Below are 25,221 nucleotides of genomic sequence, written 5' to 3' on the forward strand. Positions count from 1 at the left end.
TGCCCTACTGCCCTACTGCCCTACTGCCCTACTGCCCTACTGCCCTACTGCCCTACTGCCCTACTGCCCTACTGCCCTACTCAAGTAACCACCGACGGCTCCGCCCGTCCGCTGCGCTTCTTCACTTCCGCGATCTGTTCTGCTGCTTCGATGTAGGGAGCCAGCGTTTCCTGCGTGTCGAGATTGTGCCGGGCAATATCGGCCTCATAGCGCTCGACATAGATGCGGATGGTGGCGCCCGACGTGCCGGTGCCGGACAGGCGCAGCACCACGCGGCCGCCCTCCGGGAAATAGATGCGGATGCCCTGATGTTCGCTGATCGAGCCATCGACCGGATCGCGATAGGCGAAGTCGTCGGCCTTCTCGATCGTGAGGCCGTTGACCGTCGTGCCCGGCAGGGAGGCAAGCTTGCCGCGCAGGTCGGCCACCAACTGTCTGGCGATGTCGGAATCGACCGCCTCATAGTCGTGGCGGGTGTAATAATTGCGCCCGAAACGCGCCCAGTGCTCCTCGACGATTTCCTTCACGCTCTGCTTGCGCACCGCCAGAATATTGAGCCACAGCAGCACTGCCCACAGGCCGTCCTTCTCGCGCACATGGTCGGAACCGGTGCCGGAGCTTTCCTCGCCGCAAATCGTCACCTTGCCGTTGTCGAGCAGATTGCCGAAGAACTTCCAGCCGGTCGGGGTTTCAAACATGCCGAGCCCGAGCTTTTCCGCCACGCGGTCGGCGGCGGCGCTGGTCGGCATGGACCGGGCAATGCCCTTGATGCCGTCCTTGTAGCCGGGCGCCAGATGCGCATTGGCGGCGAGCATGGCAAGCGAATCGGATGGGGTGACGAAGATGCCGCGCCCGATAATGAGATTGCGGTCGCCGTCGCCATCGGAAGCCGCGCCGAAATCCGGCGCGTGATCGGACATCAGAAGATCGTAGAGATCTTTTGCGTAGACGAGGTTCGGGTCCGGATGATGGCCGCCGAAATCCGGCAGCGGCACGAAATTGACGACGCTGCCCTTTGGTGCGCCAAGGCGCTTCTCGAAGATTTCCGTGGCGTAGGGGCCGGTCACCGCATGCATCGCGTCGAACTTCATGCGGAACCCGCCCTTGATCATGGCGCGGATGGCGTCGAAGTCGAACAGGCTCTCCATCAGTTCGGCATAATCGGTAACGGGATCGAAGATGACGACCTCGGTGTCGCCGATCCGTGTGGTGCCGATCATGTCGATATCAACATCGGCCACATCGGCAATCCTGTACTGGTCGATCACCTTGGAGCGGGCGAAGATCGCCTCGGTGATCTTTTCCGGCGCCGGTCCGCCATTGCCGATATTGTATTTGATGCCGAAATCTTCATTCGGCCCGCCGGGATTGTGGCTGGCCGAAAGCACCATGCCGCCGAAAGCCTTGTATTTGCGGATCATGTTGGAGGCGGCAGGCGTCGAAAGAATGCCGCCCTGACCCACCATGATGCGGCCAAAACCGTTGGCGGCGGCAATCTTGATCAGCTTCTGGATCACTTCGCGATTGTAATAGCGACCGTCGCCGCCGACCACGAGCGTCTTGCCGGCAAAACCTTCCAGCACATCGAAGACCGACTGGATGAAGTTTTCAGCGTAGTTCTGCTGCTGGAACACCGGAACCTTCTTGCGCAGGCCCGAAGTGCCCGGCTGCTGGTCCTGGTAGGGGGTGGTCGCGATTGTCGTTACGGTCATGTTTTTCCCGGTTGATTCAATCAGTTGGTACGATACACCTTGTCGGCATTTGCGGTCATTGCAAGACAACATAGATCAAACTTATTGATTGAAAATAACAAAGCGTGTGTTTGTCGCCGGCCATGCTACAAATTCCGTCATGACGGACAATGCTCGCCCCATCGCTGGCCCGCGCGATCAGATGCGCCTGAAACGCGACGATGCCACCGGCCTCGAAGCCGTGGCGGCGCGCTTTCACAGCCACGCCTATGACATGCATTTTCACGACGAATGGCTTGTCGGGGTGACACATGCGGGCGTTCAGGATTTTTTCTGCCGGGGCAGGCGGCGGCAAAGCACGCCGGGGCGAGTGATTCTCATCGAGCCGGGCGAACGCCACGACGGGCAGGCGGTCGCGGCGGACGGCTTTGCCTATAATATGCTCTATATGCCGCAGGCGCTGATCCGCGATGCCATGGGCGGCAATGATGCGCATATCGGCTTTAGTCAGACCCTGGCCGATGACGAAGGACTGTTCCATGCGGTCGCCCGCGCCTGCGAGGCGATCTTTCTGGAAGCGCCGCGCCTGATGATCGAGGACTGCCGCGACCGGGTGACGAACCATCTTTTCCGGCATCTTTCCCCGCATGTGGGCGACGACGCGGCAGAAAAAGCGGCGGCTCCGCATCCGGTCGCTGCCCGCACGATGGATTATCTGCGCGCGCGTTTCGATGAGGAATTCGGCCTTGATGAACTGGCGGAGGCGGTGGGAGCCGCCGACCGTTTCCAGCTTTCACGCGGGTTCCGGCGCGCCTACGGCACCTCGCCGCATGCCTGTCTGGTGCAGTTGCGCCTTGCCGAAGCCCGCCGCCTGCTGCGCGAAAAAGTGCCGCCGGCGGAGGCCGCAGCACTCAGCGGCTTTGCCGACCAGAGCCATATGGGGCGCTGGTTCCGCCGCGCCTATGGCATGACGCCTGCCGCCTATCGCCGGGGGCGCACAAACGTTCCAGAAATTGCAGCCGCAAAGGGCTAGTTCTTTCCTCGAACAGAGGAAGACCCGATGATTTTCGAAACCAAAGTAGCGATTCTTGTCCTGCACGATCTGCCCGTCTGGCAGAAGTTGAACGTGACCGCCTTCATCGCGACCGGCATATCCGGCGCGGTTCCGCAGGCGATGGGCGACCCTTATGAGGATGCGGCGGGCCGCAGGCATGCGCCTCTGCTCGGCCAGCCGATGCTGATCTTCTCGGCAATGCCGGACGTGCTGCAACGGGCATGGCAGCAATCGATCCAGCGCGATCTCATCCGTGCGCCCTATGTGCGCGCCATGTTCGAGACCGGGCACGACGTCGCCAACCGTGCTGTGTTCAAGGCCGAAAATGCCGATGCCCCCGATCTGGTCGGCCTTGCGCTTTATGGTCCAAAGAAGGATATCGACAAGGCCATAAAGGGAACTAGCTTGCATCCTTGAACAGGACGCTCTGGTCGAACAGGTAGCGGTTGGAAAGCGGCAGGCTTGCCGCGCCCATCGCCTTGGCATGGACGCCAACCTTGCCCTCGATGATCTCCGGCGCCCGCAGGCCCTGCAAATCGAGGCATGAAAGCTCGATGCGGGTCGCTTCCACGATGCGGTGGCGCACATTGCCCGGCAGCCAGCCATCGATGATGGCGGCGGGAAAGTCGATGACGGAGGCGGCGGCCACTGCCGCATGCGCCAGCCCGCGTGCGGCAAGCGCCACCCATTCGTCGAGCGGCGTACCGAAATTTCGCCAGTTTTCCGGCGAAAGCCACAGATCGTCGGAGGGCAGGTGCCGCTCCTGCAACATGCGTTCGAGGACGAACAGCGATGCCGTGTCGATAAGCTGCAAGGTTTCGCCGCGTTCCCACGTGCCGCGCATGCGCATCGGCATGGAGCCGAGCGCGCCCGCATTGCCGGTGCGCCCCGGATAGAGCGTGTTGTTCAGCACCACGCCGCCGCCGATGAACGACCCGATGAAGAAATAGACGAAATCGGTGAATTCTGGTCCGCGGCCAAAAGTCAGTTCCGCGCCGCAGGCCGCCGTTCCGTCATTCTGGATGAAGACCGGAAACGAGAATGCATGGGCGAAATCGCTGACCAGATCGGCGCCAAGCCATGCATCAAGATCTTCGGCTGGCGCACCCACTTCCTCGACCCAGTTCCAGAGTTCAAAGGGGAGGGCAATGCCAAGCCCGGCGATGCGGTCGCGCCTGGCCGGTTCCAGCGCGGCTGTGAAGGCGTTGACGCTGTCGATGGTGAAGCTGCGGATTTCGTCCGGCACCGGCCAGCGATAGGTGATGTGCCGCCGCTCGCGAATCGCGCCCAGAAAATCCATCAGGATGATTTCCGCGCTGCGCCTCCCGATCTTGAGGCCGAAGGAGAAAACCCCGTCGGCGGCAAGGCGCATCGGCATGGAAGGCTGGCCGACACGGCCGCGCACCCGTTCGCCCTGCGTGATGAGGCCGTCTTTTCCAGCGCGCGGATGATGACGGAAACCGTCTGCGCCGAAAGCCCGGTCAGGCGGGCAATGTCGGCGCGGGCAAGCGCGCCGTGCCTGCGCACCAGCGCCAGAACCAGCCGCTCATTATAGGCGCGCACGCCGATCTGGTTTGAACCGCGATTGACGTTCGCGCCGGGCCCGGCGAATTGCTGCATGGCGGGGCCCGGCGTTCCCGAAAGTGTTCCCGAAAGCGTTCCTGAAAGCGTTCCCGAAATTGTGCCGGAAGGCGTAGCGGGAACGCTTTCGGCTGATCCGCTGTCCGGCTCGCGTTCAACTTTATGCCTGACCATAGCCTCTCCCAGATTCCGGCCCATGGGATGCAATCGGAATGCGGCCATGGCGTGCGGGAATTCCTAAACCAAACATCGAAGGAGAAAAACCCCTGACGTGCGGGACATCAAATAAAACAATCGCTTAAGATAGGCGCGGATGAAGCTGGCAGCCTGTCGCCCGCTTGTTTCGCGCTTTCTCCTCCGTCAGTCAGAGTGACACAGGACATTAATAAATCAAGTGGATTTATTAATTGACTCTGTTTTAAAGCCGTGTTTTGCTTCTCCGGTGCCGGGAAGAGGAACCGGCTTCAATCTGGGAGGAGTCCATGAAGAAGACAGTTCTGTCGGCAGCCTTTGCTGCCTTCGCGCTTGGCGCTGCCGCCATTCCATTGAGTTCGGCCAACGCCGCCGATGCCGGCGCGTGCCTCATCACCAAGACCGACACCAATCCGTTCTTCGTCAAGATGAAGGAAGGCGCGGTCGCCAAGGCCAAGGAGCTTGGCGTCAATCTCAAGACCTATGCGGGCAAGATCGACGGCGATTCCGAAAGCCAGGTCGCGGCCATCGAAACCTGCATCGCCGATGGCGCCAAGGGCATTCTGATCACCGCGTCCGACACCAAGGGCATCGTGCCGTCGCTGCAGAAGGCGCGCGAGGCGGGCATGCTCATCATCGCGCTCGATACGCCGCTTGAGCCCGCCGACGCGGCGGACGCAACCTTCGCCACCGACAATTTCCTCGCCGGTGAGCTGGTCGGCAAATGGGCGGCGGCGACGCTTGGCGACAAGGCCAAGGACGCGCATGTGGCCTTCCTCAACCTCACCGCATCACAGCCAAGCGTCGACGTGCTGCGCGATCAGGGTTTTGCCACCGGCTTCGGCATCGATCCGAAGGACAAGACCAAGCTTGGCGACGAGGACGATCCGCGTATTGCCGGTCGCGACCTGACCGACGGCAACGAGGAAGGCGGACGCCGCGCGATGGAGAACCTTCTCCAGAAGGACCCGAACATCAATGTCGTCCACACCATCAACGAACCTGCCGCCGCCGGTGCCTATGAGGCGCTGAAGGCCGTCGGGCGCGAAAAGGACGTGCTGATCGTTTCCATCGATGGCGGCTGCCCCGGCGTGAAGAATGTCGAGGCTGGCGTGATCGGCGCGACCTCGCAGCAATATCCGCTGCAGATGGCGGCGCTCGGCATCGAGGCGATCAAGAAGTTTGCCGATACCGGCGAAAAGCCGAAGCCGACCGAAGGCAAGGATTTTGTCGATACGGGCGTGTCGCTCGTCACCGACAAGCCGGTCGATGGCGTTCCGTCGATCGATACCAAGACCGCGCTCGGCAAGTGCTGGGGCTGACAGGCTCTTTGGGTTCTGGTTCGGCGGATCGGCAGGTCTGCCGGGCCAGGTTGAAGGCAGGAGACAGAGATGAGTGAGCCACAGGCGGCTTCCGCTGCACAAAAACCGTCCATGCAGGACTATGAAAAGACGCTTTCGCAGAGCGCGGCGGAAGTCGCCTCCTTCGATGCGGGCGACCGGTCGCTGCTTTATCGGATGCGGAGTTTCCTGCATCACAATCCCGCTGCCGTGCCGCTGATCGTGCTCGTCCTGTCGCTGCTGATCTTCGGCGTCACGCTGGGCGGCAAGTTCTTCTCCGCCTTCTCGCTGACGCTTATCCTGCAGCAGGTCGCCATCACCGGCATTGTCGCGGCGGCGCAGACGCTCGTGATCCTCACCGCCGGTATCGACCTTTCGGTCGGCGCCATCATGGTGCTGTCCTCGGTGGTGATGGGCCAGTTCACCTTCCGCTACGGTCTTCCCGCCGAGCTTGCCGTTTTCTGCGGCTTTGCCACGGGCGCGCTCTGCGGCTTCATCAACGGCTTTCTGGTCGCCTATGTGCGCCTGCCGCCCTTCATCGTGACGCTCGGCATGTGGCAGGTGATCCTCGCCACCAACTTCCTTTATTCCGCTAACGAGACCATCCGCGCGCAGGAAATCACGGCGGAAGCGCCGATCCTGCAATTCTTCGGCGAAAGCGTGCGCATCGGCGGCGCGGTCTTCACCTATGGCGTCATCGCCATGGTGCTTCTGGTGCTGCTGCTCTGGTATGTGCTGAACCACACCGCCTGGGGACGGCACGTCTATGCCATCGGCGACGATCCCGAGGCGGCGCAGCTTTCCGGCGTCTCGGTCAAGCCCATCCTCATGTCGGTCTATGTGCTGGCCGGTATCATCTGCGCGCTGGCGGGCTGGGCGATGATCGGCCGTCTCGGCTCCGTGTCGCCGACTGCGGGCCAGTTCGCCAATATCGAATCCATCACCGCCGTGGTGATCGGCGGCATATCGCTCTTCGGCGGGCGCGGCTCCATCCTCGGCACCATGTTCGGCGCGCTGATCGTCGGCGTGTTCTCGTTGGGCCTGCGCCTGTGGGGCACCGATCCGCAATGGACCTATCTCCTGATCGGCGTTCTCATCATTGCCGCCGTCGCCATCGACCAGTGGATCAGAAAGGCTGCCGCATGAAAACGAACACCACGCCTGTTCTTTCCGCCAAGGGGCTGGTCAAGCGCTATGGTCGCGTCACGGCTCTCGACCATGCCGATTTCGACCTCTATCCCGGCGAAATCCTCGCGGTCATCGGCGATAATGGCGCGGGCAAGTCCTCGCTCATCAAGGCGCTGTCCGGCGCGATCAAGCCCGACGAGGGCGAAATCCTGCTCGACGGCAAGCCGGTCAGCTTTCATTCGCCGATGGAAGCGCGGCAGGCGGGCATCGAGACGGTCTATCAGAACCTTGCCCTGTCGCCAGCACTTTCCATCGCCGACAACCTGTTTCTCGGCCGCGAAATCCGCCGCAAGGGGCCGCTCGGCTCGCTGTTCCGCATGCTGGATCGGGGTGCGATGGAAAAGATCGCCCGCGAAAAACTCTCCGAACTGGGCCTGATGACCATCCAGAACATCGGTCAGGCGGTGGAAACCCTTTCGGGCGGCCAGCGCCAGGGCGTTGCGGTGGCGCGTGCCGCCGCCTTCGGCTCCAAGGTGGTCATCATGGACGAGCCGACTGCGGCGCTCGGCGTCAAGGAATCGCGCCGGGTGCTGGAACTCATCCAGGACGTGAAGCGGCGCGGCATGCCCATCGTGCTCATCTCGCATAACATGCCGCATGTGTTCGAGGTCGCCGACCGCATCCACATTCACCGGCTCGGACGCCGCCTGACGGTCATCGACCCCAAGGAATATTCCATGTCGGATGCGGTAGCGCTGATGACCGGCGCGATGAGGCCGAAGGAAGCGGCTTGAGCTTCTGATATGCTGGCAGGACGAATCACGGAAACCGGACATGACGCCTATCGAGCGCGAAGCCCTGCCTTCGGAAATTCTTGCGCGGCTGGCGGAAACTGACGGACGCCTGATCGTGGCCGTTGCAGGCCCGCCGGGAGCCGGAAAATCCACCATGTCCGATTATCTGCTCCATGCCATCAACAAGGGCGGCGAAGCGCCGTCCATTGTCGTGCCCATGGACGGATTTCACCTCGATGACGCCATTCTCGACAGGCGCGGATTGCTGGGCCGCAAGGGTTCGCCGCCCACCTTCGACTGCGCCGGGTTTGCGGTGCTGCTGCAACGGCTGAAACAGGCGGACGGCGAAGTCTTCATCCCGGTCTTCGACCGCTCGCTGGAGCTTTCCCGCGCCGCCGCATCCGTGGTCGGGCCGGAGCATCGCGTGCTTCTGGTGGAAGGCAATTACCTGCTGCTCGATCAGCAGCCATGGGCGCAGCTTGCTCCCTTTTTCGACATGACGATCTATCTGGACGTGCCTTTCGACGAACTGGAGCGCCGCCTCACCGATCGCTGGCTCGGCTTCGGCTTCGACGCCGAAACCGCCCGAAACCGCGCCCTTTCCAACGATATTCCCAATGCCGAACTCGTGGTCGCACAATCGCGCAAGGCGGAGTTTGTCGTGGTCTCGGACGGGCGATAACAGGGAATTGCGTCTTTCAAGGGTTGCGGCGACGCGCTTGCGTCTGCATGATGGGAAAATCGCTTCATCAGTTTCCGACCGGAATAGTTCCCCATGACGACTTATGTTTTTGCGCCGCCCCCGCAGCCGTTTCTGCCGGTGAAGGGAACGGACGCGCTCTTTCCCGTGCATCGCATCTATTGCGTCGGCCAGAACTATGCCGATCACGCCATCGAAATGGGCGGCGATCCGACCCGCAACCCGCCTTTCTTCTTCCAGAAGAACCCGGACAGCCTGGTGATCGGGGGCGGCGACTTCCCCTATCCGCCGAAGACCGAGGACGTGCATCACGAGATCGAACTCGTGGTGGCGCTGAAGACGGGCGGCACCGACATTTCCGTCGAAAAGGCGCTGGGCCATGTTTATGGCTATGCCGTCGGCATTGACATGACGCGCCGCGACCTGCAGGCCGTGGCCAAGAAGGCGGGCCGCCCTTGGGAAGTGGCGAAGGCTTTCGAGCACTCTGCGCCCTGTTCGGCCCTCGTGCCGGTGTCGGAAATCGGCCACCCGGAAAAGGCGGCGATTTCGCTTTCCATCAATGGCGAGACGCGCCAGTCGGGCGACCTCAACCAGATGATCTGGAAGGTGGCGGAAACCATTTCCTACCTGTCGTCGCTCTTTGAGCTGCGCCCCGGCGATCTTATCTTTACGGGTACGCCTGCGGGCGTTGGCCCGGTCAAGCGCGGCGACCGTCTGGAAGGCAAGGTGGATGGTGTGGGGGAACTGTCCGTAACCGTAGTGTGAAGATATGCGGAGGAGCATGAATGAGCACCTATCTTCCCGATGACGTGCACGACGCTCTGGAGCGCTTCATCGCCGAAAGGCATCCCGGTCTCAACCAGACCGAGGCGATGACGCTTATCCTGCGCAAATGGCTGGTGCGCGAGGGCTATCTCTCGGCGGAGCCCGAACACGGCACCCCGCCGGAGGAACTGAACGCGACCAATGACGATTGAACAAGGCAGCAAGTGACTATGGCCAAACAGCCGCCGGAAGGAGCGGGCCGCAAGGCCGCGCTCGGGCGACGCCTTTTGATTCTGACAATTCTGGCAATTCTGCTCGTGATCGCGCTCGTCTGGACGAGCATTTATCTGTTCGATCCCAATGGCGGTCTGGACTTCGACGATCTTGCTATTTTTGCGTTTAATTTCAATGCGGTAGATATGGTGCTGCACCGCCTTGCGTGAGCGCGTTAATATTTTTGTTACCATTTGAAATATTCATTTTGGCCGCGCCCTGACGTTTAGCGCTTCCGTTTGCCGCCTTTTGCATGGTACACGACTGTCATCGACCGAAAGAATATTGACTGAAACGGGTGTCCCGCGATGCCCGCAAAGCCAAGAGGATCTGGATGGCATTCGAGGACATCAAGGCGGAAATTGCGCTGCTTTTCGAGCAAATGGTGAATCAGCCGCAAGACGCTCATGAAATCCGCGAAACGGTTCGCGAGAAGCTCAATGCGCTGCGCGCAAGCGGCTTGCCTCTGCCGGCCGATCTGGTCGAGCTTGAAAAACGCATCGAACAAGATTTCGATTCCTGAGAACGGGTCCGGTCATGCGTCTCCAGCTTTCTTCTTCTTCCGCTGATATGGTCCGCAAGGGCATTCTGCTTCTGGGTTGCGCCGTGGCGCTCAGCGCCTGCAACACCACCGACGGCGGCAAGCCGGTAAATACCGCGCTGATCACGCAGACCGATACATCCGGCACGACCGTTGCCGCCGCAGGCGGCGCCGCCGGTGCCACAGCAGATGCCGCAGGCACGGCGACAGCCGATGCGGGCGCTGCCGCCGCTGCTGGTGGAACGCAGACCGTCGCGGCGGTGACCGATCCTTCCGATCCCGTCCTGCCCGCCGTCGTTCCCATTCCCGGCATTCGCGGCCAGTCCGAACCGATGATGGCCTATGCCGGTGCGCAGGCCGCCGCTTCTCCGGCATCCGTTGCCGCCAACATGGCTTTCGAGACGCCGGATCATGCACCGGAAGAACTCGATGCGCTGATTACCAAATATTCCGTCGCCTATGACGTACCGGAACGCCTTGTGCGCCGGGTCGTGCATCGCGAAAGCCGGTTCAATCCGGGCGCGCGCAACGGTCCCTATTGGGGCCTGATGCAGATCAGCCATCCGACCGCGCGCGGCATGGGATATACGGGCGCGGCTAAGGGCCTGCTCGATGCGGAAACCAATCTGAAATATGCGGTCCGCTATCTGTCTGGCGCCTACAAGGTGGCGGGCGGCGACGAAAGCCAGGCGGTCCGCTATTATGCGCGCGGCTATTATTACGATGCCAAGCGCAAGGGGCTGTTGCAGGAAACGGGCCTTGACGGCAGCTGGAAGCGCAGCGGCCCGACCCGTGAGGCAGCGGCTTCCATCCAGCCCGCATCATTGCCGGAAGGTGCCGCCGCACCGCTTCCGGGCGTGGCTCCCATCCAGGCTTCCTACACACCGGCGGCTCAGTAACGAACTGTCATCTTGACGCTGCAATCTAATGGCAGTTTCCTGTTGAGAGCGCGTTTCGATCTGATCTGATCGGATCGGCGCTCTACCTCCATGTTTTAAGCGCATCTTTTCCGAAAACCGCTCCACACTTTCGGGATGCGCTCTGGAACCGACGACAGGAAGACCCTATGAGAGTGCCGCACCCCATCAAGTGGAAATATGACCGGGCCGAATTGTGGGCCGATGGCGTCATCCATGTTCTGGGTGTGGGGCTGGCGCTTGTCGGCGCGGTTGCCATGCTGGTCCATTTCCTGCCGAACATGCCGGCAGTGACCTCGATCTCGTCGGGCGTTTACCTGCTGAGCCTTCTGGCGGCGCTCGGAATTTCGGCTGTCTACAATATCTGGCCGGTCTCCCCGACCAAATGGTTCCTGCGTCGTTTCGACCATTCGGCGATCTACCTGCTGATTGCCGGAACCTACACGCCCTTTGCCATGCATATGGGCGACCGTGCGCTGCCGCTGCTGCTCTTCGTCTGGAGCGTGGCTTCGGTCGGCATCACGCTGAAACTGTTCATGCCGGGGCGTTTCGACCGGCTGTCGATCCTGCTTTATCTGGCGCTCGGCTGGAGCGGCGTCATGGTCTATGACACCATGGTGCAGTCGCTGCCGCCAGCGGTCTTCTGGCTGATTGCAGCCGGTGGCATGGTCTATTCGCTGGGCGTGATCTTCCATGTCTGGGAGCGGTTGCGGTTCCAGAATGCCATCTGGCACGGTTTTGTCGTGGTGGGCGCGGCGCTGCATTATTGTGCTGTGTTCGTTGTCGGCACATGGAACTGAAGTCCGGTTTATTTCGGCTCTGACGGCCTGCAAATGGCACACTTCTGCGCTTCCGGTGCTCATGTGCTTTTCGTTGGCGCGTGGAACTAGAGCATTTCCAGCAAAAGTGTGAAACGGTTTTGCGTTGGATAATGCGATAAAACAAATAGTTAGAGCGGTTCCGGCGATCTGTTAGAACGGAACCGCTCTAACGAAAAGGGCGGCATCCCGGATTCAGCTTATGACGTGCCGAAAATGGTGTTTTGCGAGAACCGGAGCGGAGTGTACTTTAAGGTACATGAGCACCGGAAGCGCAGCAAAGCGTCATTTGCAGGCCGTCAGAAGCTGAATCCTAATGGAAGTCGCGTGAGTTCGGCATGATTTTTACATTTCGCGGATGATGTGCCATCTGGGATGGGGCGACGAGGCGCTGCGCTTCGCGTCCGCTCATCTCGATCAGCGCTGCCGAACGGTCCTGCAATTTCGCCGCCACCAGATGCACCACCCTTCGGGGCTGCGCTGGATGCGGCCTTCGATATGGATCAGCCGCGCCCCCATCACTTCGCGGCGAAACGCCTTCATGATCTTCGGCCAGACGACGATATTGGCGATGCCGCTTTCATCCTCGATGGTGAGGAATACCACGCCCTTGGCGCTGCCGGGGCGCTGGCGCACGGTGACGACGCCCGCTACTTTCATGCGGCGTCCGTCGGCGCCTTCCTGCACGGCGCGGCAGGTGGAAACGCCTTCCGCCGCAAGCCCCTCGCGCAGATATTGCAGCGGATGCCCCTTCAGCGAAAGCCGCGTCGTCTCGTAATCGGCAATCACATGCTCGGATGCCGCCATTTCGGGAAGTTTTGTGCGCGGTTCCTCCGCCAGCTCGCTGGTCGCGGCGGCGCGGAACAGCGGCAGCGTTTCGTCATTGGGCAGGCGGCGCACGGCCCACAGTGCGGCGCGGCGGTCGATATCGAGCGAGCCGAAGGCGTCGGCATCGGCCAGAAGCGTGAAGGCGCGCCGGTCGAGCCGCAGCCGCCGGTGCATGTCCTCGATAGTGCGGTAGGGCTCCTGCCGGTCGGCAATCAGGAGTTCGGTGTCCCGCTCGGAAAAACCGTCGATCTGGCGGAAGCCGAGCCGCAGCGCCAGGCGAATATCGGGCGTTTCCTCCAGAATATTATCCCATTGGCTGAAATTCACATCGACGGGCAGCACCGTCACGCCATGCTCGCGGGCATCGCGCACGATCTGGGCGGACGCGTAAAAACCCATGGGCTGGGAATTGAGGAGGGCGGCGGCGAACACTTCCGGATGGTGGCATTTGAGCCATGCGGAAATATAGACCAGATGCGCAAAGCTCGCCGCATGGCTTTCAGGAAAACCATATTCGCCGAAGCCCTTGATCTGGTTGAAGCAGTTTTCGGCAAAGGTCCGGTCGTAGCCACGCCTGACCATGCCTTCGATCATCTTTTGCTCCATCGTATGGATGGTGCCCATCTTGCGGAAGGTGGCCATGGCGCGGCGCAGCTGGTTGGCCTCATCGGGGGTGAATTTTGCAGCCTCCATGGCAATGCGCATCGCCTGTTCCTGAAAAAGCGGGACGCCCATCGTCTTGCCGAGAATCTGCCGCAGCTCGTCCGGCGGGCCGTGCTCCGGCGCGGGCGAGGGGAGAAGCGGCTTTTCCTGTCCGTTTCGCCGGCGCAGATAAGGATGCACCATGTCGCCCTGAATGGGGCCGGGGCGCACAATGGCGACCTCGATGACGAGATCGTAGAACTCACGCGGTTTCAGGCGTGGCAGCATGTTCATCTGGGCGCGGCTTTCCACCTGAAACACGCCGAGCGAATCGCCCGCGCACAGCATGTCGTAGACGCGCTTGTCTTCGCGGGGCAGATTGGCCAGCGTCAGCTTTTCGCCGCCATAAAGCTGCGGCTTGTGCTGGTGAATGAGGTCCAATGCCTTGCGGATGCAGGTGAGCATGCCGAGCGACAGCACATCGACCTTCATCAGCCCCACCTCGTCGATATCGTCCTTGTCCCATTCGATGAAGGAGCGGTCCTTCATCGCCGCCGGGCCGATGGGCACGGTCTCGTCCAGCCGGTTGCGGGTGAGCACGAAACCGCCGACATGCTGCGACAGATGACGCGGAAAGCCGATCAGCGTGATGGCAAGTTCCACCGCGCGCCGGATGATAGGGTTTTCGGGATCGAGACCCGCCTGCCTTATATGCTGCTTGTCGATGCCGCCGCCCGATATGCCCCACACCGTATTGGCGAGCGCTGCCGTCACGTCTTCGGTCAGGCCCAGCGCCTTGCCGACATCGCGGATGGCGCTACGGGACCGATAGCTGATGACGGTCGCAACAATGGCGGCCCGGTCCCTTGAGTAGCGGTCATAGACATATTGCATCACCTCTTCGCGGCGCTCATGCTCGAAATCGACATCGATATCCGGCGGTTCCTGCCGCTCGGCGGAGATGAAGCGCTCGAACAGGAGGTCCACTTCCGTCGGGTTCACGCCGGTAATGCCAAGGCAGAAACAGACCACGGAATTGGCTGCCGAGCCGCGGCCCTGGCACAGAATGCCTTCTTTGCGGGCATGGTTCACAATGTCATAGACGGTGAGGAAATAGGGTTCGTATTGAAGCTGGGCGATCAGCGCCAGCTCCTTGTTGATCAGCGCCTGCACCTTGGGCGGGATCGTGTCCGCGCCGTAATGGCGGGTAGCGCCTTCCCAGGTGAGATCATGAAGATGCTGCCGTGCCGTCTTGCCGGGCGGAATGGGTTCATCGGGATAGGCATATTTCAGTTCGTCAAGCCGGAAGGTGATGGGCGCCGCGAAATCGGCGGTCGCCGCGACGGCTTCGGGATAATCGCGGAACAGCCGCAGCATTTCCCTGGGCGGTTTCAGATGGCGTTCGGCATTTTTTTCCAGAAGCTGCCCGGCTGCAAAAACAGTCGTGTAGTGGCGGGTTGCCGTCAGCACGTCCTGAAGCGCGCGGCGGTCGGGATGATGATAGAGCACGTCATTGGTGGCGATCAGCGGCACATTGGCTTCGGCCGCGAAACGGGCGATGCGTTCCGCGCGGCGTCCGTCCTGCCCCTGATGCGGCATGGCGAGCGCCAGCCAGACGGAGCCGGGGGCGGCCTTGGCGATATCCGCCAGGCGGTCGGCAAAGTCCGGTCTGTCGTCCTCGGGAGGAAAGACCGCGATCTGGAATTGCCGGGCGCGAAACAGAAGGTCGCTCCATTCGAGATGGCATTCGCCCTTGGTGGCGGCGCGGGTCTTGCCTTCGGTCAGCAGGCGGCACAATTGCCCATAGGCGGCGCGATCACGCGGATAGACGACCATGTCCGGCGTTCCGTCGGTGAAGGACAGGCGGCAGCCGATGAACAGCCGGAAATCGCTCTTGTCGCGAAATTCCTTCCATGCCGCATGGGCGCGCACCACACCGGCCAGCGTGTTGCGGTCGGCAATGCCTATGCCGGACAGGCCAAGCGCATGGGCCTGCAAAACCAGTTCCTGCGGATGCGATGCGCCGCAAAGGAAGGAAAAATTGCTGGCAGCAGCCATTTCAAAAAACTGTGCCATCACGCAAACAACCCATGCAGAAACCAGCGCGGATGATTGAGGCCGTCATAAAGCCCCTCGCGAAAAATCCAGAAACGCTGGCCGTTTTCATCCTCCACCCGGTAATAATCGCGCAGTTCCGGCACGTCCTGGCCGATTGCACGCCACCATTCCGGCTCGATCCGTTCCGGCCCTTCGGCAAGGCGCACCTGATGGCGCACCCGCCGCCACAGGAAGAAGGAAGGCGGACTGTCAGGCACTTCCGCCACGCTTTCGATCAATTGCGGCGGGCGAAACAGTTTTATGGGGCGCGCGGGCGGATCGCCGGGAAGCCCTGGGGAAAGCGCCGGGGGAAGCCCTGAGGGAAGCATCGGAGCGCTTTCATGACCGGCTTCGCCCTTGCCGTCCGCATGGAGGGCGGGACGCAGGCCGAAGGCCCGTTCGGGAATATGGGTGTTGCGCGAAAAGGAAACGAGAACGCGGTCCTGTCCAAGCCGCGCCGAAAGCCGGTCGACAAGCTGGCTGAAACCCGCTTCATCCTCCTCATGCTGGTCGAGCCCCGTCTGGCGCTGGGCGACGGGTGCGCAGCGCAACGCCGCCAGCCGGATCATGTCGAAGCCGAAACCGGCGTCGAGGGGAGAGGTCAAGGCGTTGAGCCTTTCGCGTGCAAGGCGCAGGAAAACCCTGTCGTCGCGCAAGGGCTGGCCGGTTTCGATATGGATATGGCGCACGTCGCCATCGACACGGAAGAAGGAGGCCTCGATCAGCAGCGCGCCCTTGCCCTCCGGTTCAAGCTGCGCAAAAAGCGCCTGCGCCAGTTCCTGCAAAATGTGTTCGACCAGCTCCATCCCCGTGACGGGTTCCGACAGGCGGCGTTCGGCGGTGCGGAGCGGCAGGATGCGCAAGGGGGAAATCGGCGCGCGCTCGCGCCGCGCCAGCCGGTCGAGCCGGGTCGCAAGATCAGTGCCGAAACGGGCGGTGAGCGCGGCGCGCGGAAGCCCCATCACATCGCCGATGCGTTTCAGCCCGGCGCGCTTGAGCCCGGTTTCGGCGGCTTGCGTCAGTTCCAGCGCGGAAAGCGGCAGGCGGGGAAGCTGCCGGTCGGCCTCCACCTTGCTGAAGACACCGCCCTTCGTTCCCCGTGCCAGAAGGCGTGCGGCAAAACTGTTGTCGGCAATCGCTGCCTGCACCTTCAGCCCGGCGCGTTCGATGCGGCCGATGGCGTCGGCGCGCATGGCGGCGAGCCCGCCGAACAGATGCGCGCAGCCGGTTATGTCGAGCATCAGCCCATGCGGCTCATCGTAGGCGACGAGCGGCGTGTAGCGCTCGCACCAATGGACAAGGCGCTTGAGCAAGGCCGCATCCTGTTCCGGCACGGCGGTCGCCACTTCCAGCCTTTCCACGCGGGCGCGGGCATCCGTCAGCGCCATGCCGGGGAAAAGACCGAGCCTTGCCGCCGCCGCATCCACCGCCGTCAGGCGCAGCGCATTGGCCGTGCGCTCGGTCACCACCAGGGGCGGGCGCTCCCTGCCGTCATGCGGAACGGCGCGGCGAAGCCGGTCGGTCGGCAGAAACGGAAACCACAGGGCGAGAAACAAGCGTTCTGCCGTCCCGTTCTCGTGCACCAAATTCAAGGGTTTCATTGTTCCATTCCATGATCCATTGTCCGCATGTGCCGTGGCGGTTGCGCTCCAGCACGGCGGAAAAGGCGGGCTTTCCCGGCGCACTCGCTCCGCTTGAACGCGATGGCGCGGGCGCCACCCGCCAGCGGCTGACGGCAGCGCTTTGCACCGCCGTCCGGTGGCTCCTGAGCAGGATGACGGGCAGCTGCGCGGTTTCTGTTGCCAGAAGCAGGCGGCGCGAGGCGGTGAGGTCGAGACATTTCGGCTGGCCTGTCACCGAGGCGACGACGCCGGAAACAAGATGCGAGGCCTTGCCGCCGCTGCCTGCTTCCAGCGCATCGTTTGCCGCTTTCAGCACATCCTGCGCCGTGGGGCAGCGCACGATCAGAAGCCGCGACGGATCGATCCCGAAGGCATGGAGCCCCGGCGGATAAAGCCCGCCATATTCGCTTGCAGCCTTTTCCTCCTCGATCCAGATGATGGGGCGCCGATATCGTGTGGAGCGCTCGGTCGCGCGGGCGGCAAAGGCGAGCGCAAAGCCGGTCGCCGCCATATGCGCGCCCGGATTTTCGGCAAAGACCTCGTGCAGCGCATCGCCCGCCAGACCGTGCGGAAAGGCGGCATCGGCCCCGGCAAGGCCAAGCGTGAAACTGCGGGCGCGCGCAAAACCGCACCTGTCCTCGCTTCCTGTCCTGCTGGCAAAACTGCCTTGCGGATCATTGCCTGCAATGGCCGTAACCATGCGCCGCAACGCCGCGATGTCGATGCCGCTCACGTTCGATTCCTGTCAAATTGTTCTCTATTTGTTCTAGTATTGAATCGAGCGAGGCAAGAGTCAAGCGGGATCAGTGGGCGGGCTCAGTCGGCGGGATCAGCCGGGAGCATGTGTGGATAAGAAAAATCCTTCCCTGGAGCGCCCTGCGTTCATTGGGACGCACAAAGGTCGCTCTGAGAGGAAGCATTTATCGTCATGGCGATCAGCTGGCACCACAGTTGCAAATTCGTCGGGCCGTGGCGAAAAGAGTGATTTTCGAGTACCGGAGCGGAGCGTATTTGAAGGCAGGCGGGCCCCGGAACGCAGACAAGGCGCTCTTTCAGCCCCGGCCTCACGAAGAATGCAACTGTAGTATCAGGCGGCTTCCCGGAAAGGCACGCCTGCCAGTTGCGCCAGATGACCGGGCAGGTCCGTGCCAGCGCCAGCCGCATTGATCGTGTCGAAATAATCATGCCAGCCGGTGGCGGTGATTCCGGCAATCAGCATGTCGAGGGCTGCTTCGTCCGGAAAACGCCAGATGGCGAAGAAATTCTGACCGGGTGCAAAAGGCTTTGTCGCGTCGACAGGCCCCAATGCCAAAGCCTCGATACCGAGCGCCGCAAGTCCGCCCATGCCCGCGCCGACTTTCTCGAAGAAGGCCTGCCGGCCTTCAGCATCGAGTGCGTGCCAGCTCGATTTTGGGGAATAAAGCTCGGCGAGGTAATAGGTCATGTCATATCCCTTAGGGTTTCATTGATCTTGAAGGAGCGACCGGCATCGGTGCGGCTCCAGATGCGGCGCAGCAAGGTGCTGAGAAGCTGCTGTTCGCCTGACGAGAGATCGCTCATCAGGCTTGCAATCCATGCGGTATGTTGTTCGAAAAGCTGTTGCGCCAGCAGCACTCCTTCGGATGTCAGCCGGACAGTCAGCTTGCGGCGGTCCGCGCTATCCGCGTGGCGCTTGAGGAAACCGTCGCGCTCCAGCCCGTCCAGCAGGCCGGTGATGGTGGCGCGCGTGACACCTGCGCGTTCCGAAAGCGCGTGCGGCGAGAGGCCGTCGGCGCATCGTGCAGCAGAAACAGCAGGACGAACTTGCCCTCCGAAAGCTTGTGCGGCGCCAGCCGGCTGGCGCAATCCCGGTCAATGGCCGCAGCAAGCGACAAGACTTCAAAACAGGCTTTCAGCGCGTCGGTGGACGGGCTGTGCCGGCGTTCCATTTCGCCCAGAAGGGCACGATGCTTTTGCTCGATTATTTCCATACGGAACCTTATAGTAAGGTGCCGTATTAAATGCAAATGATTTGATTGCCTGAGGAGGAAGAGTAGAAAGCTTGAACGATCAGAATATACGGTTTATATATGGTTCGTATATCAAACGCTTATTCCGGACACTGTTATGGGTATCGTAAAGATCGGTGATGAACTGCATGAAGAACTGCGCAAGGCGAGCGACGTCATGTGCCGTTCCATCAATGCGCAGGCTGAATACTGGATGAAGATCGGCATGCTGGCGCAGGCCCATCCCGACCTGTCGTTCAACGAGATCGTGCAGATGCAGTTGCGCGCAGCGCAGGTCGAGCTGCCGGTTCTGCCGGTGCTGGAAGTGCAGCCGTCATGACCAAGACGCCGGCCGAAGTGGAAAAGATGGCGGCATCCGGCGCGCTGCTCGCCTCGGTTTTTGCCCTTCTCGACCGCACGCCGCTGGCGGGCATGACCACGATGCAGGTCAACGATCTGGTCGAGGACTACATCACCCGCGAATTGCAGGCGCGGCCTGCCAGCAAGGGACAATATGACTATCCTTATGTGCTGAACAGCTCCAGGAACGAGGTCGTCTGCCATGGCATGCCGTCGAATGACCAGATCATTCAAAACGGCGAGATCATCAACTTCGACATCACGCTGGAAAAGGACGGCTATATCGCCGATTCCAGCAAGACCTACATGGTGGGTGACGTTGCGCCCTTTGCCTCGCGACTGGTCCGCGTGACCTATGAGGCGCTGTGGAAGGGAATTGCCGCCGTGCGCCCCGGCGCGACGCTTGGCGATATCGGCCATGCCATCGAACGTCACGCCAAGCGGCATGATTACAGCATCGTGCGGGAATATTGCGGCCATGGCATCGGTCGCGAAATGCATGAGGAACCGCAGGTCCTGCATTTCGGCAAGCCCGGCACCGGGGTTCGCCTGCGCGAAGGCATGGTGTTCACCATCGAGCCGATGCTCAATCAGGGTACGGCCAAGGTGAAGCAGGAAAAGGATGGCTGGACGGTGGTGACGCGTGACGGAAAACTGTCAGCGCAGTTCGAGCATACGGTCGCCGTCACGGCCAATGGCGTGCGGGTGCTGACCTTGCGTCCCGGCGAGGAAAAAATGCTGGCGGCAATCAAGAACGCAGTCTGACTTTATCAAATTTTGCCGGTCATCCAGAGCACAAAGACAATCGTCCCGCCCACGCTCATTCCAGCGGCAAGAATGGTTCCCGCGATGACGGGCGCGAGTTTCAGGACCGAAACATGGGGCGTTATTTCCAGCCGGAAATTCGCCCTGATCTTTTCGGGGGTCAGGCAGGTGATTTCGTAATCCCCGGCTGTCATGCAGTCGAAATATCCCAAGGCATGGGAAGCATTGCCGCGCATATCCGTCCGCCGGACGCTCAACAGGAAGCGGCTTGTGGAATGATAGGCAATCGGCGCGCCGGTCGCGCGCGCCTTGATGGCAAACTGCGTTGAGAAATAGGCCGTGCCGGGGAAAATGGTAAACGGCGGAAACACGATGCTGATCGCGTATCGCCCGGCGTTTGGTAAGTGAAAGACATGTGGCCGGGCGCTGCCTGCAAACTGGTGCCGGACCTCAGGCGCAATGATTTTCCATAGAATGGAAATGCAGCGCACCAGCAGATAAATGCCAAGCAGAATGCAGGCGGGCAGGGCCAGATAGAAAGACAAAATTCACGTCCTGCTCTAAAAAAAAGCCCGCCGGGAAGGCGGGCTTTTGTCCGGGTTGGATATGCTTATTTGCGATCACGCGCAGCAAGCGTGCGCAGACGCAGCGCATTGAGCTTGATGAAGCCTGCGGCGTCCTTCTGGTCGTAGGCGCCCTGATCGTCTTCGAAGGTGACGAGCTTGTCGGAATAGAGCGACTTTTCCGATTCACGGCCGATCACCATCACATTGCCCTTGTAGAGCTTGAGCGTGACTTCGCCTTCGACATGGCGCTGGCTGTGATCGATTGCCGCCTGCAGCATTTCGCGTTCCGGCGAGAACCAGAAGCCGTAATAGATGAGTTCCGCATAGCGCGGCATCAGCTCGTCTTTCAGGTGCGCCGCACCACGGTCGAGCGTGATCGATTCGATGGCGCGGTGTGCAGCAAGCAGGATCGTGCCGCCCGGCGTTTCGTAGACGCCGCGCGACTTCATGCCGACGAAGCGGTTTTCCACGAGGTCGAGACGACCGATGCCGTTGTCGCGGCCATAGTCGTTGAGCTTGGCAAGCAGTGTCGCAGGCGACAGGCGCTCGCCATTGATCGAAACGGCGTCGCCCTTTTCAAAGCCAATCTTGATGATCGTTGCCTTGTCGGGCGCGGTTTCCGGCGAAATGGTGCGCATATGCACATATTCCGGAGCCTCGACAGCCGGATCTTCCAGAACTTTGCCCTCGGACGAGGAGTGCAGCAGGTTGGCGTCGACGGAGAACGGCGCTTCGCCCTTCTTGTCCTTGGCGACGGGGATCTGATGCTGTTCGGCGAATTCCAGCAGATGGGTGCGGCTCTTGAACGACCAGTCGCGCCATGGGGCGATGATCTTGATGTCCGGGTTCAGCGCGTAAGCGGAAAGCTCGAAACGAACCTGGTCGTTGCCCTTGCCGGTCGCGCCATGCGCGATGGCGTCGGCGCCGGTCTTCCTGGCGATGTCGATCAGGTGCTTGGAGATCAGCGGGCGGGCAATCGAGGTGCCGAGCAGGTAGACGCCTTCATAGACGGCATTGGCGCGGAACATCGGGAAGACGAAATCGCGCACGAATTCTTCGCGCACGTCCTCGATGAAGATTTCCTTGATGCCCAGCATTTCCGCCTTCTTGCGAGCCGGTTCAAGTTCTTCCCCCTGGCCGAGATCGGCGGTAAAGGTCACGACTTCCGCGCCCAGTTCCGTCTGAAGCCACTTCAGGATGATCGAGGTGTCGAGGCCGCCCGAATAGGCGAGAACGACTTTCTTAACGTCTTTCCACTTGCTCATAATTCACTTCCGTCTGATGCGGTGGCGGTTGGAGCGGAACTCCAACAGATATATCCGCAAGTCTTTTACCAGTTGCCAAGCCGCGTGCAAGCCGACGAACTGCGACTTATCGCGAAAACTCATGCGTATTACGTGATCTGTGGTTCGCCAACTTCATAAATGACGAGATTGCGGTCGCCGATGCCAAGTTCGGGCCATGTCCCGCGCCATGCGGCGATATGGGGGGAGGCGAAATGCCGGTCGAGCGAGGCGCGATCGCGCCAGAATTCCTTGACGTGGATCAGGCCGGGCTGCAGCACGTCCTCGGCATAGCCATAGTCTACGCAGCCATCCTCCGCGCGGCTGGCCGCGATCATGGCCCGCATGGCTTCGCGCGCCCGCTCGAGGTTTTCCGGCGGCAGGCGGACGGTCCCCACGATCAGCAGCATTCCGGTCTCCATTCCACTGTTCCCTTTGCCGGGAAATTATTCTAGCGTGCGCCATCTCTTGGAGCACATTTCGATGTCTTTTCTGACGAACCTGACCTTCATCCCCGAATGGACGATCTTTGTCCAGTTCGCGATAGCAACCGCGATCCTTTCCATCACGCCCGGCCCCGACATGACGCTGTTCGTCGGGCGCGCCCTTTCCGAAGGCAAGGCGGCAGGCTTTGCCTGCATGGCTGGCGCCAGCACCGGCATCGTCATTCACACCACCATGGTGGCGCTCGGCCTTTCGGCGCTGATCATCGCCTCTCCGGCTGCCTTCACGGCGCTGAAAATCGTAGGCGCGGGCTATCTGGTCTTTCTGGCCGTGCAGGCGATCCGCAAGGGATCGGCCTTCTCGCCGGAAAAGAATGGCGGCAAGAAGCATACGCTGTTCCAGAACTGGCTGACCGGGCTTGGCATCAACCTGCTCAATCCGAAGATCATCCTGTTCAACATGACCTTCCTGCCGCAGTTCGTCTCGGCCCATGACCCGCATGCCATGGGCAAATTGTTCTTCCTCGGCCTGTCGTTCATTCCGATGGCGCTGCCCTTCACCATTCCGATGGTGGTGGCAGCGGACCGTTTCGCCGGGCTCCTGAAAAAGAACCCGACCGTGACGCGCATCGTGGACTGGATGTTTGCGGGCGTATTCTCGGCCTTCGCGCTGAAGATCATCACCGCACAGGCGAAGTAAAAAATCAGTTGGTCGGGCGGGATAGAAGCCGTCCGGCATTGCGGCCTGCGAGCAGCCAATAGACGAAGCTGCCGACGACGCCGGCGCCTGCTATGGCTGCAATCCAGAGCGAGCTTTCCTGTACGCTCCGGTTATCGCTGAACGGAAGCGATGCGCTTGCTGCCGCAAGCCCGATCAGTGCGCCCGCAACGCAGTAGAACAGCGACGACTTGTAACCGCGCGCTTCCGCCAGGATGATCAGGATGAGGGCGGGCAGGAAGCTGAACCCGCCGGCCAGTACCGCAAGCGCGAAACCGCTGACGAACACGGCGCTCCAGAAGCTGGTGGCCGCGAAGAACGAACCGGCATCCGTATCGCTCGCCATCATGACGAAATCGTTCATGAAGGAATCGATGCCGAGGGTACGGAACAGGATGGCGGCCAGAAACCAGCCTGCCGCCAGTACAGCGCAGCAATAGCCGAACACGACGACGACGAAGCGCATGATATAGTCCAGAGTATCGTTCAAGCGCGCTCCCCCATCGGACTGTTATTCACCATGCCCGGCGATCATCATGGCTTCGAGCGCGAGGCGCTCGCTCTTGCGCATGCGCTCGGATTCCGACTTGAGCTGGCCGCAGGCGGCGAGAATGTCGCGGCCGCGCGGCGTGCGGATCGGCGATGCGTAGCCAGCCGCATTCACATAATCGGCAAATTTCTCGATCTGCTCCCATTCCGAGCACTGGTAATTGGTGCCGGGCCAGGGGTTGAACGGGATCAGGTTGATCTTGGCCGGAATGCCCTGCAACAGCTTCACCAGAAGCTTGGCGTCCTCAAGGCTGTCATTGATGTCCTTGAGCATCACATATTCGAAGGTGATGCGCTTGGCATTGGACAGGCCCGGATATTCGCGGCAGGCCTTGATGAGCTGTTCCAGCGGATACTTCTTGTTGATCGGCACCAGAATGTCGCGCAATTCGTCGCGCACGGCGTGCAGCGAAATGGCGAGCATGACGCCGATCTCGTCGCCGGTGCGATAGATTTCCGGCACGACGCCGGAGGTCGAAAGCGTGATGCGGCGCTTGGAAAGGGACAGGCCGTCGCCATCGGAGGCGATCAGCAGGGCCTTCTTCACTTCCTCGAAATTATAGAGCGGCTCGCCCATGCCCATCATCACGATATTGGTGATCTTGCGCCCTTCGGCAGGCACCATTGCGCCGTCCGGCGTATCCTTGTCCGGAAAATCGCCAAGCCGGTCGCGGGCGGTCAAAAGCTGCGCCAGAATTTCTTCCGAGGTGAGGTTGCGCACCAGCTTCTGGGTGCCGGTATGGCAGAACGAGCAGGTGAGCGTGCAGCCGACCTGGCTGGAAATGCACAGCGTGCCGCGGCCTTCCTCAGGGATATAGACGCTTTCGATTTCGACGGGGCGACCGGCACCGCGCGGCGGAAAGCGGAACAGCCACTTGCGGGTGCCGTCCTGCGAGATCTGTTCCTCGACCACTTCGGGCCGCGCGATGGTGAAATGCTGCGCCAGCAGGGCGCGCAAATCCTTGGATATATTGCGCATGTCGGCGAAGTCGGAAACGCCGCGCACATAGAGCCAGTGCCAGAGCTGGCTGATACGCATTTTCGTCTGGCGTTCCGGCACGCCGACCTTGATCAGCGCTTGCGCCATTTCCTCGCGTGACATGCCGATAAGCGAAGGCTTTGCCTCCAGGCTGGCGCGCGCATGGCGGGCAAGCTGGTCGCGCGTATCATCAATGGTAAGGTCGAACGAAATGGACATCTGTTTTCAACTGTTGGAGACGACCGCCGGAAGCGCGCCGATAAGCTTCGCCAGACAATCTGGCCCGAATTCATGGATAAATAGGGTCCGGCACCTGGCTTTTCGACCCTTGTTGCGCGCGCTCTTAGCACACAATATCGCATTCGTCATCCTACATGGAGTCTGGTCTGCCATGCACGGGTGCAGGAATGGCCGCGCCAAACAAAAAGCAACGGTGTTAGGTGTCAAGCACCGTTGCGTTTGCGTCCCGGATTCTCGCGTTGAGGATAATGATCATTTTTCGCATGACGGCGACGAGTGCGACTTTGCTCGGCTTTCCCTTTTGCTTGAGGCGCTGGAAGAACGCCTTCATGTCCGGATCGAAACGA

General features: G+C 61.2%; 24 protein-coding genes and 4 pseudogenes. 15 read left to right on the forward strand and 13 right to left on the reverse strand.

Annotated elements, in window-relative coordinates:
- Positions 1-80 precede the first annotated feature (80 nt).
- On the reverse strand, positions 81-1,712 hold the full coding sequence (locus tag ACS5UA_RS21750) for an alpha-D-glucose phosphate-specific phosphoglucomutase (RefSeq protein ID WP_262074528.1): 1,632 nt from the start codon (positions 1,710-1,712) through the stop codon (positions 81-83).
- A 139-nt stretch (positions 1,713-1,851) separates the two neighbouring features.
- Between ACS5UA_RS21750 and ACS5UA_RS21755 the strand changes: the two genes are divergently transcribed.
- Positions 1,852-2,724 (forward strand): AraC family transcriptional regulator, encoded by an 873-nt coding sequence (locus ACS5UA_RS21755; RefSeq protein WP_262074530.1) that lies wholly within the window; start codon positions 1,852-1,854, stop codon positions 2,722-2,724.
- Positions 2,725-2,751: 27 nt separating this feature from the next.
- Positions 2,752-3,162 (forward strand): DUF2000 domain-containing protein, encoded by a 411-nt coding sequence (locus tag ACS5UA_RS21760; protein WP_262074532.1) that lies wholly within the window; start codon positions 2,752-2,754, stop codon positions 3,160-3,162.
- Here ACS5UA_RS21760 and ACS5UA_RS21765 read toward each other — a convergent pair.
- A pseudogene (locus ACS5UA_RS21765) lies at positions 3,146-4,365 on the reverse strand (ROK family transcriptional regulator). The gene ACS5UA_RS21760 and the pseudogene ACS5UA_RS21765 overlap by 17 nt on opposite strands.
- Before the next feature lie 443 nt (positions 4,366-4,808).
- Between ACS5UA_RS21765 and ACS5UA_RS21770 the strand changes: the two are divergent.
- From ACS5UA_RS21770 to trhA, 10 genes are all read left to right on the forward strand, one after another.
- Positions 4,809-5,840 carry a sugar ABC transporter substrate-binding protein gene (locus ACS5UA_RS21770; RefSeq protein WP_021587710.1) on the forward strand — a complete coding sequence of 344 codons (1,032 nt, stop codon included), beginning with the start codon at positions 4,809-4,811 and terminating at the stop codon, positions 5,838-5,840.
- Positions 5,841-5,909: 69 nt separating this feature from the next.
- Complete coding sequence (locus ACS5UA_RS21775; RefSeq protein ID WP_262074538.1) at positions 5,910-7,004, forward strand: ABC transporter permease; 1,095 nt, start codon at positions 5,910-5,912, stop codon at positions 7,002-7,004.
- The gene (locus tag ACS5UA_RS21780; protein ID WP_061344754.1) at positions 7,001-7,780 is read left to right on the forward strand and encodes an ATP-binding cassette domain-containing protein; all 780 of its coding nucleotides are present in this window, start codon (positions 7,001-7,003) and stop codon (positions 7,778-7,780) included. Before ACS5UA_RS21775 ends, ACS5UA_RS21780 begins: the two co-directional genes overlap by 4 nt.
- A 40-nt stretch (positions 7,781-7,820) precedes the next feature.
- Positions 7,821-8,462, forward strand: coding sequence for a nucleoside/nucleotide kinase family protein (locus tag ACS5UA_RS21785; protein ID WP_262074541.1), 642 nt, complete (start codon positions 7,821-7,823; stop codon positions 8,460-8,462).
- 93 nt (positions 8,463-8,555) lie between these two features.
- Positions 8,556-9,245, forward strand: a complete 690-nt coding sequence (locus tag ACS5UA_RS21790; RefSeq protein WP_063619912.1) for a fumarylacetoacetate hydrolase family protein — start codon at positions 8,556-8,558, stop codon at positions 9,243-9,245.
- A 20-nt stretch (positions 9,246-9,265) separates the two neighbouring features.
- Positions 9,266-9,457: a hypothetical protein gene (locus tag ACS5UA_RS21795; protein ID WP_006465790.1), complete on the forward strand. Its 192-nt coding sequence runs from the start codon at positions 9,266-9,268 to the stop codon at positions 9,455-9,457.
- Positions 9,458-9,475: 18 nt separating this feature from the next.
- On the forward strand, positions 9,476-9,688 hold the full coding sequence (locus tag ACS5UA_RS21800; protein WP_262074546.1) for a hypothetical protein: 213 nt from the start codon (positions 9,476-9,478) through the stop codon (positions 9,686-9,688).
- Positions 9,689-9,852: 164 nt separating this feature from the next.
- On the forward strand, positions 9,853-10,041 hold the full coding sequence (locus ACS5UA_RS21805; protein ID WP_006472952.1) for a hypothetical protein: 189 nt from the start codon (positions 9,853-9,855) through the stop codon (positions 10,039-10,041).
- Positions 10,042-10,055: 14 nt separating this feature from the next.
- The gene (locus ACS5UA_RS21810) at positions 10,056-10,958 is read left to right on the forward strand and encodes a lytic transglycosylase domain-containing protein (protein WP_262074548.1); all 903 of its coding nucleotides are present in this window, start codon (positions 10,056-10,058) and stop codon (positions 10,956-10,958) included.
- A gap of 167 nt (positions 10,959-11,125) precedes the next feature.
- Complete coding sequence (trhA, locus tag ACS5UA_RS21815; RefSeq protein ID WP_262074550.1) at positions 11,126-11,776, forward strand: PAQR family membrane homeostasis protein TrhA; 651 nt, start codon at positions 11,126-11,128, stop codon at positions 11,774-11,776.
- Positions 11,777-12,107: 331 nt separating this feature from the next.
- Here the strand turns inward: trhA and ACS5UA_RS21820 are convergent.
- From ACS5UA_RS21820 to ACS5UA_RS21840, 5 genes and pseudogenes are all read right to left on the reverse strand, one after another.
- A pseudogene (locus tag ACS5UA_RS21820) lies at positions 12,108-15,340 on the reverse strand (error-prone DNA polymerase).
- Positions 15,340-16,917: a Y-family DNA polymerase gene (locus tag ACS5UA_RS21825; RefSeq protein ID WP_443101811.1), complete on the reverse strand. Its 1,578-nt coding sequence runs from the start codon at positions 16,915-16,917 to the stop codon at positions 15,340-15,342. Before ACS5UA_RS21825 ends, ACS5UA_RS21820 begins: the two are co-directional and overlap by 1 nt.
- Positions 16,853-17,716, reverse strand: coding sequence for an ImuA family protein (locus tag ACS5UA_RS21830; protein WP_262074554.1), 864 nt, complete (start codon positions 17,714-17,716; stop codon positions 16,853-16,855). The genes ACS5UA_RS21825 and ACS5UA_RS21830 overlap by 65 nt, the downstream gene beginning before the upstream one ends.
- A 354-nt stretch (positions 17,717-18,070) precedes the next feature.
- Complete coding sequence (locus ACS5UA_RS21835) at positions 18,071-18,427, reverse strand: DUF6616 family protein (protein ID WP_006465798.1); 357 nt, start codon at positions 18,425-18,427, stop codon at positions 18,071-18,073.
- Positions 18,424-18,953 (reverse strand): annotated as a pseudogene (locus ACS5UA_RS21840) (MarR family winged helix-turn-helix transcriptional regulator). The gene ACS5UA_RS21835 and the pseudogene ACS5UA_RS21840 overlap by 4 nt, the downstream one beginning before the upstream one ends.
- Positions 18,954-19,089: 136 nt before the next feature.
- On the opposite strand from ACS5UA_RS21840, the gene ACS5UA_RS21845 reads away from it, so the two are divergent.
- Both ACS5UA_RS21845 and map read left to right on the forward strand, forming a co-directional pair.
- Positions 19,090-19,311 carry a ParD-like family protein gene (locus tag ACS5UA_RS21845; protein WP_006472948.1) on the forward strand — a complete coding sequence of 74 codons (222 nt, stop codon included), beginning with the start codon at positions 19,090-19,092 and terminating at the stop codon, positions 19,309-19,311.
- Positions 19,308-20,096, forward strand: coding sequence for a type I methionyl aminopeptidase (map, locus tag ACS5UA_RS21850; RefSeq protein ID WP_262074560.1), 789 nt, complete (start codon positions 19,308-19,310; stop codon positions 20,094-20,096). Before ACS5UA_RS21845 ends, map begins: the two co-directional genes overlap by 4 nt.
- A gap of 5 nt (positions 20,097-20,101) precedes the next feature.
- On the opposite strand, the gene ACS5UA_RS21855 is transcribed toward map, so the two are convergent.
- The 3 genes from ACS5UA_RS21855 to ACS5UA_RS21865 all read right to left on the reverse strand — a co-directional run bounded on the left by ACS5UA_RS21855 (position 20,102) and on the right by ACS5UA_RS21865 (position 22,355).
- Positions 20,102-20,641 carry a hypothetical protein gene (locus ACS5UA_RS21855; protein WP_262074562.1) on the reverse strand — a complete coding sequence of 180 codons (540 nt, stop codon included), beginning with the start codon at positions 20,639-20,641 and terminating at the stop codon, positions 20,102-20,104.
- A gap of 65 nt (positions 20,642-20,706) precedes the next feature.
- Positions 20,707-21,927, reverse strand: a complete 1,221-nt coding sequence (locus ACS5UA_RS21860) for an argininosuccinate synthase (RefSeq protein WP_006465803.1) — start codon at positions 21,925-21,927, stop codon at positions 20,707-20,709.
- A 128-nt stretch (positions 21,928-22,055) separates the two neighbouring features.
- On the reverse strand, positions 22,056-22,355 hold the full coding sequence (locus ACS5UA_RS21865) for a putative quinol monooxygenase (protein ID WP_262074564.1): 300 nt from the start codon (positions 22,353-22,355) through the stop codon (positions 22,056-22,058).
- A 73-nt stretch (positions 22,356-22,428) separates the two neighbouring features.
- Between ACS5UA_RS21865 and ACS5UA_RS21870 the strand changes: the two genes are divergently transcribed.
- Positions 22,429-23,088 (forward strand): LysE family translocator, encoded by a 660-nt coding sequence (locus ACS5UA_RS21870; protein ID WP_006472946.1) that lies wholly within the window; start codon positions 22,429-22,431, stop codon positions 23,086-23,088.
- A gap of 4 nt (positions 23,089-23,092) precedes the next feature.
- Here the strand turns inward: ACS5UA_RS21870 and ACS5UA_RS21875 are convergent, their stop codons facing one another.
- The 3 genes and pseudogenes from ACS5UA_RS21875 to ACS5UA_RS21885 form a co-directional block, all read right to left on the reverse strand.
- Positions 23,093-23,596 (reverse strand): hypothetical protein, encoded by a 504-nt coding sequence (locus tag ACS5UA_RS21875; protein ID WP_063619920.1) that lies wholly within the window; start codon positions 23,594-23,596, stop codon positions 23,093-23,095.
- Between the two features lie 21 nt (positions 23,597-23,617).
- Entirely contained in the window at positions 23,618-24,853 is a 1,236-nt protein-coding gene (rlmN, locus tag ACS5UA_RS21880; protein ID WP_021587727.1) for a 23S rRNA (adenine(2503)-C(2))-methyltransferase RlmN, read from the reverse strand.
- Positions 24,854-25,070: 217 nt separating this feature from the next.
- A pseudogene (locus ACS5UA_RS21885) lies at positions 25,071-25,221 on the reverse strand (IS110 family transposase); the annotation flags it as partial.

It is taken from the genome of Brucella sp. RRSP16 (assembly GCF_052246815.1).
Classification (GTDB): domain Bacteria; phylum Pseudomonadota; class Alphaproteobacteria; order Rhizobiales; family Rhizobiaceae; genus Brucella; species Brucella intermedia.